The sequence below is a fragment of the Gemmata algarum genome (genome assembly GCF_034097035.1).
Taxonomy (GTDB): domain Bacteria; phylum Planctomycetota; class Planctomycetia; order Gemmatales; family Gemmataceae; genus Gemmata; species Gemmata algarum.
On sequence record NZ_JAXBLV010000207.1, the window covers coordinates 1 to 14836 of the forward strand.

15 protein-coding genes are annotated in these 14836 nt (G+C 67.3%); 10 read left to right on the forward strand and 5 right to left on the reverse strand.

Features of this window, described 5'->3' with window-relative positions; translation table 11 throughout:
• Together R5W23_RS23525 and R5W23_RS23530 are read right to left on the reverse strand one after the other, a co-directional pair.
• Nucleotides 1–888, reverse strand: an 888-nt coding sequence (locus R5W23_RS23525) for an FG-GAP repeat domain-containing protein (protein WP_320688413.1), incomplete at its 3' end; no start/stop codon positions are given.
• A 317-nt stretch (nucleotides 889–1205) separates the two neighbouring features.
• Complete coding sequence (locus R5W23_RS23530) at nucleotides 1206–1970, reverse strand: alpha/beta hydrolase (RefSeq protein ID WP_320688414.1); 765 nt, start codon at nucleotides 1968–1970, stop codon at nucleotides 1206–1208.
• 482 nt (nucleotides 1971–2452) lie between these two features.
• On the opposite strand from R5W23_RS23530, the gene R5W23_RS23535 reads away from it, so the two are divergent.
• The 5 genes from R5W23_RS23535 to R5W23_RS23555 all read left to right on the forward strand — a co-directional run bounded on the left by R5W23_RS23535 (nucleotide 2453) and on the right by R5W23_RS23555 (nucleotide 5851).
• A complete protein-coding gene (locus R5W23_RS23535) occupies nucleotides 2453–2635 on the forward strand; it encodes a hypothetical protein (protein ID WP_320688415.1) in 183 nt (60 codons plus the stop codon).
• Nucleotides 2636–2749: 114 nt separating this feature from the next.
• Nucleotides 2750–3175 (forward strand): hypothetical protein, encoded by a 426-nt coding sequence (locus tag R5W23_RS23540; RefSeq protein ID WP_261184811.1) that lies wholly within the window; start codon nucleotides 2750–2752, stop codon nucleotides 3173–3175.
• A 72-nt stretch (nucleotides 3176–3247) separates the two neighbouring features.
• Entirely contained in the window at nucleotides 3248–3862 is a 615-nt protein-coding gene (locus R5W23_RS23545; RefSeq protein ID WP_320688416.1) for a hypothetical protein, read from the forward strand.
• A 14-nt stretch (nucleotides 3863–3876) separates the two neighbouring features.
• Nucleotides 3877–4692, forward strand: coding sequence for a HesA/MoeB/ThiF family protein (locus R5W23_RS23550; RefSeq protein ID WP_320688417.1), 816 nt, complete (start codon nucleotides 3877–3879; stop codon nucleotides 4690–4692).
• Nucleotides 4646–5851 (forward strand): hypothetical protein, encoded by a 1206-nt coding sequence (locus tag R5W23_RS23555; protein WP_320688418.1) that lies wholly within the window; start codon nucleotides 4646–4648, stop codon nucleotides 5849–5851. Before R5W23_RS23550 ends, R5W23_RS23555 begins: the two co-directional genes overlap by 47 nt.
• Nucleotides 5852–5875: 24 nt before the next feature.
• Here R5W23_RS23555 and R5W23_RS23560 read toward each other — a convergent pair whose 3' ends face one another.
• Nucleotides 5876–6652, reverse strand: a complete 777-nt coding sequence (locus tag R5W23_RS23560; RefSeq protein WP_320688419.1) for a site-2 protease family protein — start codon at nucleotides 6650–6652, stop codon at nucleotides 5876–5878.
• A 101-nt stretch (nucleotides 6653–6753) separates the two neighbouring features.
• Between R5W23_RS23560 and R5W23_RS23565 the strand changes: the two genes are divergently transcribed.
• Nucleotides 6754–7875 (forward strand): aminotransferase class V-fold PLP-dependent enzyme, encoded by a 1122-nt coding sequence (locus R5W23_RS23565; protein WP_320688420.1) that lies wholly within the window; start codon nucleotides 6754–6756, stop codon nucleotides 7873–7875.
• A gap of 12 nt (nucleotides 7876–7887) precedes the next feature.
• On the forward strand, nucleotides 7888–8391 hold the full coding sequence (coaD, locus tag R5W23_RS23570) for a pantetheine-phosphate adenylyltransferase (protein ID WP_320688421.1): 504 nt from the start codon (nucleotides 7888–7890) through the stop codon (nucleotides 8389–8391).
• A 17-nt stretch (nucleotides 8392–8408) separates the two neighbouring features.
• On the opposite strand, the gene R5W23_RS23575 is transcribed toward coaD, so the two are convergent.
• Nucleotides 8409–9707 (reverse strand): PQQ-binding-like beta-propeller repeat protein, encoded by a 1299-nt coding sequence (locus R5W23_RS23575; RefSeq protein WP_320688422.1) that lies wholly within the window; start codon nucleotides 9705–9707, stop codon nucleotides 8409–8411.
• Between the two features lie 259 nt (nucleotides 9708–9966).
• On the opposite strand from R5W23_RS23575, the gene R5W23_RS23580 reads away from it, so the two are divergent.
• Nucleotides 9967–10452, forward strand: a complete 486-nt coding sequence (locus R5W23_RS23580; protein ID WP_320688424.1) for a hypothetical protein — start codon at nucleotides 9967–9969, stop codon at nucleotides 10450–10452.
• Between the two features lie 80 nt (nucleotides 10453–10532).
• Here the strand turns inward: R5W23_RS23580 and R5W23_RS23585 are convergent, their stop codons facing one another.
• Nucleotides 10533–12284, reverse strand: coding sequence for a hypothetical protein (locus tag R5W23_RS23585; RefSeq protein WP_320688425.1), 1752 nt, complete (start codon nucleotides 12282–12284; stop codon nucleotides 10533–10535).
• Nucleotides 12285–12492: 208 nt separating this feature from the next.
• Here R5W23_RS23585 and R5W23_RS23590 point away from each other — a divergent pair, with 208 nt between their 5' ends.
• Together R5W23_RS23590 and R5W23_RS23595 are read left to right on the forward strand one after the other, a co-directional pair.
• The gene (locus R5W23_RS23590) at nucleotides 12493–13527 is read left to right on the forward strand and encodes a zinc-dependent alcohol dehydrogenase (protein WP_320688426.1); all 1035 of its coding nucleotides are present in this window, start codon (nucleotides 12493–12495) and stop codon (nucleotides 13525–13527) included.
• 952 nt (nucleotides 13528–14479) lie between these two features.
• Nucleotides 14480–14773, forward strand: a complete 294-nt coding sequence (locus tag R5W23_RS23595; RefSeq protein ID WP_320688427.1) for a hypothetical protein — start codon at nucleotides 14480–14482, stop codon at nucleotides 14771–14773.
• The last annotated feature ends 63 nt before the right edge of the window (nucleotides 14774–14836 follow it).

Genomic DNA, 14836 nt, shown 5'->3' on the forward strand with positions numbered 1-14836 from the left:
CGCGGCCGGGGGGGGGGGCCCGGCCGGGGGGGGGCGGCCCCCCCCCCCCACGACCACGCCCCCGAGGAACCTGGGGTCGAAGGCGTAGAAGCTGCCCGCTTGCGCGCCGGTCGCGCCGTCAAACGTCCTGACGTGTGCCGGCCCCGACCCAGCGCCCGGCCCGGCGCCGACCACGACTTCGGCCATGCCGTCCCTGTCCAAATCGCCGGCGGCCACGTTGGCCCCGCCAGCGAAGTCACCGAACGGCCGGAAGCTGCGGATCTCGGCGGGCGTCCCGTCCCGGAACACCTTCACGTGCGCGCCGGCGCCCGGCCCGCTGGCGGTGACGACATCGGCCGCCCCGTCCCCGTCCACGTCCGCGGCCGCGACCCGGACGCCGCCGGCGAAGTTCTGGTACGCTAGGAAGCTCGTCAGTTCGGCGCCGGTCGCCCCGCTGAACGCTTTGACGTGCGCGGCGGCAGTCGCGGTGCCCACGACGACATCGGCCCGGCCGTCCGCGTCCACGTCCCCGGACGCGACGGCGATGCCCCCGGCGAACCCCGGAAACGCGACGAAGCTGCGCAGTTCCCGGAAGCTCACCCCGTCGAACACCTTGACGTGCGAGAAAGCGGTCGCGGTGCCGGTGATGACGTCCGCGACGCCGTCGCCGGTTACGTCGCCCATCGCCACGTTCACGCCGCCGAGAAAGCCGTCGTAGGGCCGCAGGGCCGCGACCTGCTGTTGCGTGCCGCCGTCGATGACGCACACGACGGCGACCTCGCCGACCGCGGCACCGGTGGCGTAACTGGCCGGGACCACACGGTCCTCGAGCGCGTCGAACCGGAACGGGCCGCCCCGCGGGGCAACGAGCCGGGCGGAAAGCAAGGACTTCATCCAGCGAGGCGGCATCGGCGCTCCGGAGATGTCGGTCGTGTGTATCGGCAGGTCGCCGGCGGCGTGAGGGGCTCGTGGGCGTGAGTCGAGATGACTGTTCCCTAAGTCACGCCCCGCGAGAAACCCAATCGCGCGCGCCAGAACGTCGCAGTTCGAGCGAGGAAAGCGGGACGGATTGAGAACCAGGAGCGCAGTTTTCGTCCGCGGCGCGACTCCCGGCCGTGGGACCGTCCCGCCGCCCGGCTGAGTGCCCGGCCGCTGACCGCACCGGACGCACGATCCGCCGCCACAGCACGACAACCCGGATGAGTACACCGAATGCCCGCTACCGGTCACCCCGAAAGGAGCCGCGCGAAGAACGCGCCCGCGGCGCCGGCGATGTCGTCCTTGTGCGCGGTGAGCCGGTGATCGCCGTCCTTGATGAGCCGCAGTTCCACACGAGGGTACCCGACGTTGCGCGCGAAGAACAGGCTGTCCGAATCGGGGACCACGTCGTCCGCCATCCCGTGGAACAGCAGCGCCGGCGTTGCCCAGTCCTTCACCAGCTCCTCGGGGCGGAAGCGGGCGCGTTCGTCCATCAGCCCGATGCCGATTTCCGCCTCCAACCACTGGTTCTTCACGGCCAACCGGCCGGTGCGCACCCACGCGATCTGCTCCTCGGGCGTCAGGCGATTCCACCGGCGTTCCAGGAATAGAAACGCGGGCGCCAGGAACACGCACCCCACAACAGACACCGGATTTTGCTTCGCGAACCACGCCGTCGCGAACCCGCCCATGCTCGACCCCATCAGCCCCAGTTTCGTGTGCCCGCGGCCGGCCAGCCACGCGCGAACGAGCGCGAGGTCGTCAAGCAACCCGGAGCACGTCAGATCCGCGATTTGCCCAGGCGAATCACCGTGCCCGCGGAAGTCGAACGCCGCGAACGCCCACCCCCGGCGCGCGCACTCGGCGCGGACCGCCTCGGCCTTCTCGCCCCCCCGGTGGCTCCCGAACCCGTGGACCCATAGCACCGCGAAATCGGCCCGCGTCCCGGGCTGATAGGTGCCGGCCAGCGCCCCACCCGACGGAAGCGAGACCGAGACGACCGATTCGTACACGACTACCCACCTCAATTGGCTTAAAAACAATCAAGGGCACCTTACCGGTTTCTCGTCAAGGGCCGCGTGCCGCTCGACGTCGCTGACCGTTCTCGGGTGCCGTTCAGCGGGCCGACGGTGCCCGCGGTCCTTTTTTATTTCGTGCCGAGGTGCGGGGGCGGGAGAGGCTTCTTCTTGGCCGTTGCCGTCGGTCATTTTCGCGCATCTCTTGTGTGCCGGCGGCGCGCGGGTATGATGGTGGCAGGTTGATGCGGCCGGCGCCCGATCCCGACGCACGGCCGCCCTTTTCCAAGCGCCGCACCGGCACTCGCCGGGTGGCCCACGACCGCCGCCTCTCACGACGACGGCCGCAGTGACAACCGCGCCGCGCGGCCCCACTGGCCACGCGACACTGCTCCGACGCACCTTCGGGCGCCTCGCCGCGCCCGGCACGACCGACGGCCCGCGAACCGTCGCCCTTTTCACCTTTTCAGGGACCTGTCATGGACTTCCGACCCCTTGCCGAAGCGGAGCGCCGCCAGCTCCTTACCGCGCTCCGCGGGCACGCCGATCGCGGCACCGCCCTGCTGATCGACCCCAACGACACCAGTTTCGCGGGCACCGCCGACGACGTGCCAGACGAGCAGGTTATTACCGCCGTGAAGTCGGTCCCTGTGCATTACTGAAACGTGTGGAGTTCGGAACGCACAACGCGGAATCAACAACGGCGGACAAAACCACCGTCATTCGTTCTGTACTTTCATTCCGAGTTCTGTGCTCCGAACCTCGCATCCCGAACTATGGGACTTCTCGACTCCGAACCGGGTAAGCGCCGGCTGCTGGCCGTCGAGCTGCCGGCCATCGAGCGCTACAACGCGGGCCGTGCCACCGAGTACCGCATCGCGGTCACGAAGGTCGGCGGCGGGCTGACGCTGTCGTACTGTCTCAAACCGTGCCACAACACGTACCTACTCGAAACCCGGCTCCTGTCCAGTTACCCGATCATGGCGCCCGAAACCCGTGTGCTGACGCCACTGAAGCACTGCCCGCACCTTCTCGAAGGGCAGACGGTGTGCCTGTGGCGCCAGGGGTCCACGCGGGCGACCAGCCGCTGGGACGCGAGCCAGTTCACGTGCGTGTTCGCGGTGGTCGCGGCGTGGCGGTGGCTGCTGTGCTACGAGTTGTGGCACGAAACCGGCGAGTGGCCCTTGCCCGAAGCGAAATGAGCGCGTTTCGTTAAATCCGGCGCTCCGCGCGGCGTACTCACTGGTGAGTACCCGCAACTGTGAGGAGCCGCCATGCGCCGCCCGAACGTGAACCCCTTACTGGCGCTCGCCGCGTGCGCGGTCGTCGGCGTCGGTGGGTGTGAGCCTGCGCCGGTCGTCGATCCGCCAGCCGCCGTCGACGAGTTCGAGGCCAACCGCGCCTCCGTCCAGTATCGGATGGAGGCAATCGACGCTCGCCTCGCTGCCTGGGATGTGCCCGACGACCGGACCGCCCACGAGCAATTCGCGGCGGAGTGGAAGGAGGAGTGGGACGACATCGAACGCGAAGTGCGGAAGCTGAAAAAGCAGCTCGCTCGGTTGACCAAGTCGTTCGACCGACAGTTCGTGCGCATGCAGCGCGTGGCCCGCACGATCGACTCGCCGCAGGCACGGGCCGAGGAGTTGAGCGAGAACGCGGACCTTCAGCGCCGGTGGCTGGCGACCGTCGCCGAGGCACACAGCAACTTCAAGAAGATGGACGAGCAGGTCCGCGCCGCCAGGGACTTTCACAAGACGTTCCGGCTTGCTGTGATGCGCGGACGGGCGGAAGCCAAACTCGCCGAGGTCCGGGGCCTGAGCCAGCAGGTCAAGGGCACGGCCGCGGAACTCGAGAAGGTCACAACAGAGGGTCGCGCCTTGATTCGTTGAGGCCGACGGTACGCATGAGCCACGTTTTTCAGGTGGGCGCCGGCAGCGGCGGGATGGCGGTGCTCGACCTGCTCGCGCGCGACCCCGCGGTCACCCGGGTCACGCTCATCGAACCGGACGTGTACGCCGCGCACAACGTCTACCGGCACCTCTTCCCCCCCGCCGCAGTCGGCCGGTTGAAGGCCGATCTGGCAACCGAATGGCTGCGGGCGCTACGCCCCGACCTCCAGGTCACGGCGCTCGTTTCCGATATCACCGATCCGACGCGCCAAGCCGAGTTCGCCGCTCTTGCCGCCGAGTGCGACGTGGGCGTGTGCGCGGCCGACAACGAGGCCGCAAAGTTCGCGTTCGACGCACTCATGCGAGCCGCCGGTAAGCCGTGGACCCTCGGCGAGGTGCTGAGCGGGGGCATCGGCGGGTGGGTCCACCGGTTCGCACCCGGTGAAGCGTGTTACGGCTGCGTCGCAAGCCATTTAAAGCGCGAGGTGACCGAGCAACCGACCGGCCCACCGCCGGACTACAGCAACCCGAACGGCACACAACCGGAAACGACGATCCCCGCAGGCAAAGCGAGCATCGCGACCGTCGCCGGACTACACGCCCTCGTAACGCTGGGGGAAATCGCCTCGCGCCCGGCAAGCGACTTCACCAGCCTGTTGTTCTCGCTCCAACCGGTCCCTGGCGTGTTCGACGCAGCGTTCCGCGCGCACCGAATGAAGGTCCCGCGCTCGCCCGCCTGCCTCACCTGCGGGAACGCCAACCCGCTCCCCGCCGGAGACGCACTTGACGCCGCACTGGCTGGCGCGCTGGGCCGTCTGGGCGCGAACTAAGCTGCTCCGCGGTGGGCGCCCGCTTCTGACGGGCGTGACCGTCGGGTTCGAGCGCGCCGGCGCCACGCGCTGGGAGTCCCCGGTGCCGTGGACCGCCGACGCGGTGGCGCTGGATGTCGGGTTCCGCGGCCCCCTCCGCGCGCGTCACAAATCCGAGTTCGCGCTGCGCCTCCCCGGCACCACGTTCCCCGCCGACGCCGTTCGCCCCGGCGGGGACGATCGATTCCACGTCACGTTCCGGTTCCCGGTGCCGCCGGACTCACTGTCCGCTGACCTGCTGTGGCGCGGGCGTGTGGTCGCGACGCTCCTCGTCCCCGTGCTGAACCCAGCCCGGTTCCTTACCGGCCTGACGCTCACCGACGCGACCGTCGCGGTGCGGTTCGGTGGGACCACCGCGCCGGCGTCCGCGATCGGTCGGGATCGGTACGACGGGCTACTCGCGGTCGCCCTGCTACGAAGCCCGACCGGCCTGGCACCGCTCGCGGAACTGGGGCTGCGGGTCGCGTTCCACGACTCCCGTTCGGGCACCGAGTACCCTGCGGTGGTGGCGCTGGGCGCGGCGCAGCTGGCGCGGTCGGAAGCGCTGGTGACGGCCGTATGCCCGGAACACCCGCAGCCGGCCGGTCCGTGGTGGGTGGTGTGGCACGCCGGCGACCGCACCCTCGCGGCGCAGCGGCTCCAGGTGGTGCCCGAAGAGAAGTTCGAACTGGGTGTGCGGGTGCTCGAAATCCGCTTCGCGCTGCTCGACGCGAGCGGCACCGTTCACACCGCAAAGCAGCCGCCCGTGCTGAGCGACGCGGGCAAGATCGGACCGTGCTTCGTGCTCGCCGGGGGCGAGCCCGGGGCGGTCGGCGTGTGCCGGTTCGAGATCGTGGCGTTCGCCAGCGCAGGCCCGGACCCGAACATCCAACACACGGCCGAGGCGGTCATCACGGACGGACAGATGGTGTTCGCCCCGGTGCTGTTCGACGTGTCCGCACTCGCGCGCGTGAGCGGGTTCGAGTTGCGGTTGGGCGGGCGCGTGCTGGCGGTTGCGTCGCTGCGGCCAGTGCCCGCAGCGCGGATCAACGGCGAGGGCGGGTTCGTGCCGCCCCCGGACTTCACCTGGTCGCAAGCGGCCGACGACGAACTCGCGGACCGGCTGCGCCGCCTTCAGTAGCGGACGGCGCCGACCGCCCAAGGGTCAGCGTTCCCACGGCACCCGGTCGTCCCAGTGGTGATCTTCCCACGCGCTGCGACCAAGGAGTTGATAGCTCTGGTAGGCGAGGAAGCCGAACAGGATCGCGGTGAACACGGTGCCCGGCGGAAACCACGAAGGGAACAGAGCGGTGAAGCCCGCGCCCGCGCCTCGCATGTCCATTACGCAGAAGATCGAGTAGGCCACCATCAACAGTGCGCAACCGAACGAGATTTTCAACGAAATACGTTTCCCGCGCGGCCCCCAGAACCGCCCGCATAACTCGCGGCTCACCTGTCCGCCGTCCAGCGGGAACACCGGCAGCAGGTTCAACACCCCCCAAACGATGTTCACCCAAAACAACCGGTCGTACACGAACCACACCAGCACTGAGCGGCGCGGGTCCGCCCACTCGAACGCCTGTTGAGATCCGTATACCAGCCCGCAGAGCGCAAAGCCGGCAAACGGACCGGCCAGTGAGATGATGATTTTCCGCCCGCGGCCGTACACTTCGTGCGTGGGGATCGCCAGCCCGTAGAACGCATACAGCACGATATCGGCGTGCGACCCGAACCGCCGGAAGGCGATGGCGTGTCCCAGCTCGTGGACCAGCAGCGACACGAACACCACGGCGACCCACGCGAGCAGGAATTCGGGGCCGGCTTTCAAGAGCTGAGAGCCCATGAGGGCGGAGCCGATCCAGAACCACGGGTGGACCCGCACCGGGAACCCGAAGGCGCGGAACCGTAGGTCGTAGGGCGTTCGTTCCGGTTCGACCAGCACGTTGGGCACCTGTGATGAAGGTCTGATGTGCGCGGCTTCCGTTTTCGATTGTATGTGTGTGGCGCGTGAGCCACAATCTCCGCGCCCAGCCGAGGTGACGCATGGATTGGACCGCGTTCCGCGAGCAGTTCCCGGTTACGGAGCACTGGGCGTTCCTCGACCACGCCGCGGTGGCCCCGCTGCCGCGCCCCGCCGTGCAAGCGCTGCACGAGTACGCCCAGAGCCTGGCCGCGAACGGGATCGCGGCGGTCCGCGAGTGGTTCCAGCGGGTCACCCAGGTGCGTGCGCTGGCGGCCCAACTGATCAACGCCCCGGACCCGACCGACGTGTACTTCGTGCCCAACACCACCCACGGCATCGGGGTCGTGGCCGAAGGGTTCCCGTGGGTGGCCGGTGACAACGTCGTCTTGGCGGCGGAAGAGTACCCGTCGAACCAGTACCCGTGGATGAACCTCGCCCACCTGGGGGTCGAGGTGCGTGTGGTCCCGAGCCGCGGGAACCGCGTTTCGATCGACGACGTGCGCGCCGCGATCACCGACCGCACCCGGGTGCTTACGGTGTCGGCCGTGGAGTTCGCCAGCGGGTTCCGCAACGACCTCGACGCCCTCGGCGAGTTGTGCCGGGCACGGGGTGTGTTCTTCTTCGTGGACGCGATTCAGGCGCTCGGCGCGTTCCCGGTGGACGTACAGCGTACCCCAATCGATGCCCTGGCGGCGGACGGGCACAAGTGGATGCTGGGGCCGGAGGGGGCCGGGTTCGGTTACGTCCGGCGGGAGTGGGTCGAGCGGTTGCACCCCATCGGCGTCGGCGCGAACAGCGTCGCGAACCCGCTGGCGTTCAGCACCATCGATTTCACACTGAAGCCGCACGCGGGCCGCTGGGAAGGCGGCGCGTACAACGTGCCCGGCATCACCGCCCTCGGCGCGAGCCTCGAACTGCTCCTGGGCGCCGGGATCGCCAACGTGCAGCAACGCGTGACCGAACTGACCGACCACCTGTGCGACCGGGCGGCGGCGCGCGGATGGACGGTGTTCAGCTCGCGGGCCGACGGCGAGAAGTCCGGCATCGTTTCCCTGCTCCACCCGACGCTCCCGCCGGACGAGGTGGTGGCCCGTGCCAAGCACGCGCGGGTGATCGTCAACAGCCGGGCCGGGCGCGTGCGCGTCAGCCCGCACGCGTACAACACGACCGACGAACTCGACCGCTTCCTCGCCGCACTCTGACCAAGGGGCCGTATGCCAGACAGCAACCTCAGCCCACGGATCGCGGTGTACACGGGGACGTTCGACCCGGTCCATTACGGGCACCTCGACGTGATCGAGCGCGGCAGCAAGCTGTTCGACAAGCTCATCGTGGGGGTGGGCATCAACCCGGACAAGAAAACCCTCTTCACGATCGAGGAGCGGGTGCGGCTCATCGAAACGGTCGCCGCCGGGTGGCCCAACGTCGAGGTGCAGTCGTTCGAGGGGCTGGCGGTGCGGTTCGTCCGCGACAGCGGCGCCCGCATCATGCTCCGCGGACTGCGCACGCTCTCGGACATGGAGTACGAGTTCACCATGTCCCTGATGAACCTGGCGCAGGACCCGGCGATCGAAACGCTATTCCTGATGGCCAAGGAAGAGTTCTCGCACGTGAGTTCGTCGCTGCTCCGGCAGATCGCCGCCCTCAACGGGAACCTGACAAAGTTCCTACCGCAACCCGTTCTGGACGCACTGAAGGAACGAGCGCGCCGGCCATAGCCGCCGCGCCCGGGCGCCTACTTCTTGGCCGGGGTCAGTTCCAGCGCCTGGAGCTTGCCTTTACCGCGTATGTAAAGCAGCCCGTTACTCAGGACCGGGGCCGCCCAGCACGGGTATTCGAGCCCGGTGTCGTACTTCGACACCTCGTCGTATTTGGCGGGGTTCACTTTCAGAAGCGCCAGTTCACCGTACTCCGACAGGCTGATGAAGTGCCCGTCGGCGAGCGTCAGGCTGCACCGCTTGGTGCGCTTCTGGCGCCACTTCACGTCACCGGTCGTGAGGTCGATGCACCGGATGTCCGAGTCCTCGGTGTGGCGCCCGCTGCTCCCGTAGACGTACCCGGCGACATGGATCGGCGTGTTCCAGTGGCACATGAGCGACTGATCGCCCGCGTCCTTGTCGCCGTCGCTCCACACCTCTTTCGGCTTGCCGCCCTTGAGATCTAGCAACACGCTGCCGGCCCCGTAGCACTCGGTGAGCAGAACTTTATCGCCGACCACGACCGGGTTGCTCGCGTTCACGCTCTCCATGATCTTCGCCCGCCACGGGTGGTGGAACAGGGTCTTGCCGGTCTGCGGATCGAACCCCAGCAGCCCGCCGCGTGCGAAGTAGAGCCCCGTCTTCTTGCCGTTGATGGTGGCTACGGTGGGGCTGGCGTAGCTCGCGAGTTCGTCACCGGCGGCGTATTTCACCTCGCCCGTCTTCTTGTCGAACGCGACCAGCGCCGTGCCGTTCGGTTTCACCTGCCGGAAGTCGACCGGGCGAACGTTCTTCACGCTGCCGCCCACCGGCAGAATGAGCAGGTCGCCGTCAACAACGGGCACGCTCCCGCACCCGAAGAAGTTCTGGTGGAAGAAGTACTTCTCGCGGGTCTCGACCTTCCACACCTCTTTGCCGGTGGCGGTGCTGAGGCACACCAGCACGCCCTCGGGGCCGTAGAGGTACACGCGATCGCCATCAACCACCGGGCAGGCCCGCGGGCCGGGGTCGTAGCCGTACCGGTCCTCGTACTCGGTGGGGTACTCATACTTCCAGAGGAACTTGCCCGTTGCGGCGTCGCGTGCGGTGAGGCGGATGTCGTCACCGAACCGGTCGGCGTGGAACAGCTTCCCGCCGGCGGTGACCGGCGGGGCGAACCCGATCCCCAGTTCGCACTCCCACACCACCTTCAAGCCCTTCGCGGGCCACGGGGCGATGATCCCCTTCTCGGCCGACACGCCGTCGCGCGTCGGCCCGAGGAACGTGGGCCAGTCCGCGGCCCGGAGCCCGGGTGCAAGTGCGAGCGTGAGCAGGAAGGGTACGACAGCGCGGGGCATGAGTTCGCTCCGGGTGCGGGGCCGTTGAGCGTACCCCGAACTGGAAAGCAAGCCAAGAGCGCGGTTCGTCCACGAACAACAAGCTTACCGGCCACGCCCACCGCAACAGCGGTCTGCGAGTTCGCATTATGCAGCGCCCAGCCTTGCTGACCTACCAATAGGCCATTAGCCGTGTTCGTGATGCACCCGCGAATCCTGTTGACAAGTCTTTTTAAGCAATATAAGCTTTATAAACATTCACAACACTGAGGAAGGCACTATGCACAAGATCGACATCGACGACGAGGTCTATGAGCATTTACTCAGGGCAACCAAGCGACTGGGGGAGAGTGCAAATGACGTTCTGCGCCGCGAACTGAAAATTGGCAAAGCCTCAGTGACCACGAGACAATCGCAGCGGGATGAGGAAATGCTGCGCTACATTAACTCGTCACAATTTCGCGCGATTAAGACAGCGACCAAGAAATACCTCGCAATCCTAATACGCGCCTGTGACAAAAACGAAAAAGGCGTCGCACAATTGCTTGAACTCCCTGGGGGTCGCGAGCGCGTTTACTTCGCTCGGAAACGCTCGGAGATCGAGAACACGGGAAAGAGTACGCATCCAGAGCAAATCCCAACAGGCGACATCTGGGTACTCACCAACATGGCGACCGATCAAAAGCGCTCGAAACTTACAGACGCGCTAGGGGCACTCGGTTATGGATCAGACGCCATCACTCAGGCGTGCGCGGCACTAGCGTAAAATTTCGCCATATCGCAACCTGAGCTTGCCAAACAACGCACACAGGCTGCTGCCCGTGTGCGCCCAGTACCGAACGGGCATCACCGGCCGCCCACGTTCAGCCCGCCGTCGAACCCGAGGAACGGGACGATCTCGGCGACGGGGGCTTTCGCGTTCGCGGTGTTGAACACCCGCACCGGGCTGTTCTTGATTCCGCCCCCGGACGCGGTGACCACGCGGTTGCGGACGCCCAGGGCGACCCGCACCCCGCCGCGGTACCGCTCGTCGTAGGCGAGCCACTCCACCAGCGATTTGCCCCGCTGGTCCAGCACCCGCACCAGCGGGATGGTGCCCGCGTCCATCCCCACGATCGCGTCGGCGCGCCCGTTTCCGGTGAGATCGCCGGCCGCGATGAACGCGCCGCCCGTGTACCGGTTGTCCACCGCGGGGAACTCGGCGAGGACCGCGCGGTCCTTCCCGCTGAACACCTTCACCGTGGTGACCGCGTTCCCCGGCCCGTTCACCGTGAACAGGTCCGCGACGCCGTCGCCGTTCGCGTCCCCCCACGCGATCCGCACCCCGCCGGTCACGTTCTGGTTGTGGGCGAAGAAGCTGTCGGTTTCTTTACCCGTGGCGAGGTTGAACACCTTGACGTGCTGCGTGCCCTCCGCGTTGATGGCGATGAGCGCGCGGCCGTCCTTGGCGAGGTCCGTGCCGACCGCGTACAGCCCGCCCTTCCACCCCGCGAACGGAACGAACTCGACGAGCAGGTTCAGGTCGCGACCGTCGTACACGCGCACCGGCAGCGTGACCGGGTTCTTGGACGGCCCCGGCGCCACGATCAGGTCCGGAATTCGGTCGCCGTTGAGGTCGGCCATGTCCACGCGCACGCCGCCGTCGAACGCTAGGTCGTAGGCGAAGAAGTTGTACGCCACCGTTCCCTTCTCGTCGGCGAACACGGTGACCCGCGGCTGCGCCCCGGCGTCGGCCCCGACCGCGAACGCGAACCGGCGCACCTCGGGCAGCGGGGGCGGCGCGGGGACCGCCCCACCGAGCGCGCCGGCCAGCCGGCGCTGGAGCCCGTCCACCTTGGTCACCTGCGCGGTGACCGCCGGCGGCAGGTTGCGCAGGCGCGACAGGATCGCGACCGCTTCCGCCCAGCGCTCGATCATGACCGTGGCCGATTGGCGCAGCAGTTCCGGGTTCGCGTCGTCGCGCAGGCGCCGGGTCAGCAGCCGGGCCTCGCGGGCGGACGTGGCCAGTGCGCGGTCGAGCCCGCGCTCCGTGGGAATTTCGTCCACGACCCGGGTGCGCAACTCTTCGGTGCTGTCATCGACCGCTTCCGCAAGGCGCAGGAGCCGGCGCTTGGTCCGCTCCGGGCTGTTGTCCCCGGCCCCCACCGCCGCCGCGAGTTGCTGGTTCGCGGTGTCGATCCGCGCGAGCGTCGGCCCGGCCGCTTGCCGGGCGGCGGGGCTCTGCTCGATGGCGCTCAGCAGCCCGCCGAGCGCCCGCTCCGCCTCGCCGAACTCCGCGAACACCTTGTCCTTGGGAGCGCCCTTCCGAACCGACTGATCGAGTTCGTACACCTGGCGCAGCGAGTTCTCGATCTGGGCGTTGATCGCGGCCCGGCCGAGCGGGGTGATCTTCGCCGCCGCCACCTCTCCCTTGACGGTTTCGAGGTCGAGCGCGATCTGACCGGTCCACCGGGCGACGGACGACTGCCAGAACTGTTCCGGCGTCGTCCCGAACTGCTTGAACTGCACCACCGGCGAAGCCTTGCCGCCGGGCGGCTGGGCCACGGCGCCCGCCGCGAGTGCCAACACGAGTGCGAACCCGAAGCCGAACCGCGTCATTGCTGCGCCCTCATTCGTGCCGCGAACGAGCGGAGCGTGTCCGCGCTCGCGTTCACGATTGTATCGTTACCCGAACTCAACAGCCGGCCGCGCTTGCGCCGGAAACCCGCCCGGCGTCTTCACCCCACGGGGAGTGCGGGGGTGGGTTTCTTCGCGCGGGCGTCTACAATTCAGCCCATCGCACTACCCCCTCCCGAGGTTCCGAGCAATGGTTAAGGCCCGCCAGGCGGTCATCACCGAGCCGTTCAAGACGACGGTTCGCGAGGTCGAGATCCCCGATCCGGCGCCGAATCAGATTCTCATCGGCGCCGAGTACAGCGCGATCAGCGCCGGGACCGAGCTGGCGGTGTACACGGGCACGCACCAGTGGCTCAAAGACCCCGCGATGCCGGACTGGAAGTTCCCGTTCCGCAGCGGGTACTCCGCCGCGGGCCGCGTGCTGAAGGTGGGCAAGGAGTTCCCCGGCGGGTTCCAGGAAGGCGACCGCGTCAGTTACCCCGGCAACCACGCCTCCGCGGAACTGCTCACCGTGGGGCACGAACGGTGCCGCGTGTGGAAGATTCCGGACAACCTGACCTTCGATAAGGCCGCCATCGCGTGCATCTCGCGGTACGGGATGGGCGTGTCCGTTCGCGCCGGCCTGACGGTGGGCCGCAGCGCCGCCGTTCTGGGGCTGGGCATCATCGGGCAGTTCTCGCTGCGGTGTCTGCTCGCGGCGGGGGCCGGCCCGGTGGTCGGCATCGACGCGGTGAAGATGCGCCGCGACGCCGCACTCGCCGCCGGGGCCGATCACGTGATCGACCCGACCGCCGGCGACATCAAGCAGCAGTTGAACGCGTTCCTGGGCACGAAGGGCGCGGAGATCGTCGGCGACGCCACCGGCGTTCCGGACGCCATCCCGACCGCGATGAGCCTCGCGTGCGACGCGGGGCAGGTGGTGGTGGTCGGCAGCCCGCGCGGCCGCGCCAAAGAGGTCAACTTCTACGACGACCTGCACCGCCGCTACATCGAGGTGACCGGCGCCCACGGGAACATGCTGTTCGAGCCCGCGCACACGCGACTGGCCGGGGCGTGGGACATCAACAAGGCGCAGAACTGGCTGATCCGGCAACTCGCGGCCGGGCGCCTGAGCCTCGCGGGGCTGGTGACGCACACGATCACGCCCGAGCAACTCGGCGACGCCTACGAGGGATTGCTGAAGGACAAGGACAACTACCTCGGCGTGCTGATGAAGTGGGTGTGACCCGGGGTAAAGCGCCCCGGCCGTCGGTGCCGCAAAGTTGTCCGGCCTCCCTCGTTGAAGCCAGACAACTCTGCGGCTCGGCACAACAGCCGAATGGAACTTCAGCGGACTGCCAAGGGAATCACCGGCATCTCCGCGATTCACTCGCTTCCCGCCCGCTGCCTGCTTGCGGTTTTTCGTCAACCGCCCCCGATAGGCCGTGCGCCAATCATCTCGCATAAACCGTCCCCTCATATCACTTTACGCCAATATTCCAGGTGCGAACGGGATCACGTTGGGTCTCTCGCGTGGTCCGGTTTTGCGGGTTGTGCGGGCGCTTCGTGGGTAGCAACCGGGTAGCGAATGAGGAGCGGCTTGGTAGCGAACTGGCACCTTTCCGCCACTTGAGAGCCCTACTGGTGCCCTGTCGCGGGCACTGTAACCCACGTTACACCTCACCGCCCTTCGGGGGCACCGGAGAGTGCTCCCTGTTTGGAGCTACCGAATGACGAAGCCATCCACACCGTCCGGCGGCGCGCACGCGCCCCCTACCAAACTGATGGCAGCGGTCACCAGCCGGTAAGCCGATCTGGGGAACCGTCACCGCCTACTGCCGCCTACCTCACCGCAGGCGGCAGAAGGACATGTCAGTCGTTTCGATCGTTGCAGCAGGCCGAACACCTGACCGATCCACGCAGCAGGGCACTCGTTCGCCCCCCTGCTACTTCCGGCTGAAAACCACGGGGCTCGGTGTCACTTGTCCACGAGATGCGCCCCATTTCTCGACCCTGAAGCGAGAGGAGAAGGTTGAGGCGAAGTAGTGGCCGGTTCCCTTTTTCCGGAGTGGATTAAGGAACAAGCCGCGGAACAGCGGAAAGGACACTGGAGGAAGAACGATCTAAGTCAACAATCGAGCCTTGAAAATTTAACTTCATCTTATTTAAATAGGCGATGTTCAAAACTAGGAGGCTTTATGCGTCGTGACCACGAAGCGGCTCTCTACGCGGCTCTGGACAAGTTGTACATGCAGGGATCGGTCGCCATCCTGTGGACCGACCTATACCTCTGGTACAACGCGGATCGGCTGAATAAGTCGGCCTTCCGCGACATCAGCAGCCAGTGGAAATCAGTCTGCGAGTATTACGGGCATGACGAGGACGACACGCCTGAACTGGAAGAGATCAAGCACAGCGACACGTGGTTCCTGCTTACCCGAAAGCTGTTTGCTGAAGAAGAGCGCGTGCCACTGTCGGCCCGTACTGACTGAAATGCGATGAGCCTTAGCGAAAGTGCCTTTGCCTTGCAAAACTATCGCACCCTAGTCCGTTTC

What these genes read in the sequence shown, in the direction of transcription:
- R5W23_RS23565 (WP_320688420.1), top strand. Translation starts at nt 6,754, where the DNA reads ATGGATTGGACCGCGTTCCGCGAGCAGTTCCCGGTTACGGAGCACTGG.
- coaD (WP_320688421.1), top strand. Translation starts at nt 7,888, where the DNA reads ATGCCAGACAGCAACCTCAGCCCACGGATCGCGGTGTACACGGGGACG.
- R5W23_RS23545 (WP_320688416.1), top strand. Translation starts at nt 3,248, where the DNA reads ATGCGCCGCCCGAACGTGAACCCCTTACTGGCGCTCGCCGCGTGCGCG.
- R5W23_RS23580 (WP_320688424.1), top strand. Translation starts at nt 9,967, where the DNA reads ATGCACAAGATCGACATCGACGACGAGGTCTATGAGCATTTACTCAGG.
- R5W23_RS23595 (WP_320688427.1), top strand. Translation starts at nt 14,480, where the DNA reads ATGCGTCGTGACCACGAAGCGGCTCTCTACGCGGCTCTGGACAAGTTG.
- R5W23_RS23550 (WP_320688417.1), top strand. Translation starts at nt 3,877, where the DNA reads ATGAGCCACGTTTTTCAGGTGGGCGCCGGCAGCGGCGGGATGGCGGTG.
- R5W23_RS23575 (WP_320688422.1), bottom strand. Translation starts at nt 9,707, where the DNA reads ATGCCCCGCGCTGTCGTACCCTTCCTGCTCACGCTCGCACTTGCACCC.
- R5W23_RS23540 (WP_261184811.1), top strand. Translation starts at nt 2,750, where the DNA reads ATGGGACTTCTCGACTCCGAACCGGGTAAGCGCCGGCTGCTGGCCGTC.
- R5W23_RS23590 (WP_320688426.1), top strand. Translation starts at nt 12,493, where the DNA reads ATGGTTAAGGCCCGCCAGGCGGTCATCACCGAGCCGTTCAAGACGACG.
- R5W23_RS23585 (WP_320688425.1), bottom strand. Translation starts at nt 12,284, where the DNA reads ATGACGCGGTTCGGCTTCGGGTTCGCACTCGTGTTGGCACTCGCGGCG.
- R5W23_RS23535 (WP_320688415.1), top strand. Translation starts at nt 2,453, where the DNA reads ATGGACTTCCGACCCCTTGCCGAAGCGGAGCGCCGCCAGCTCCTTACC.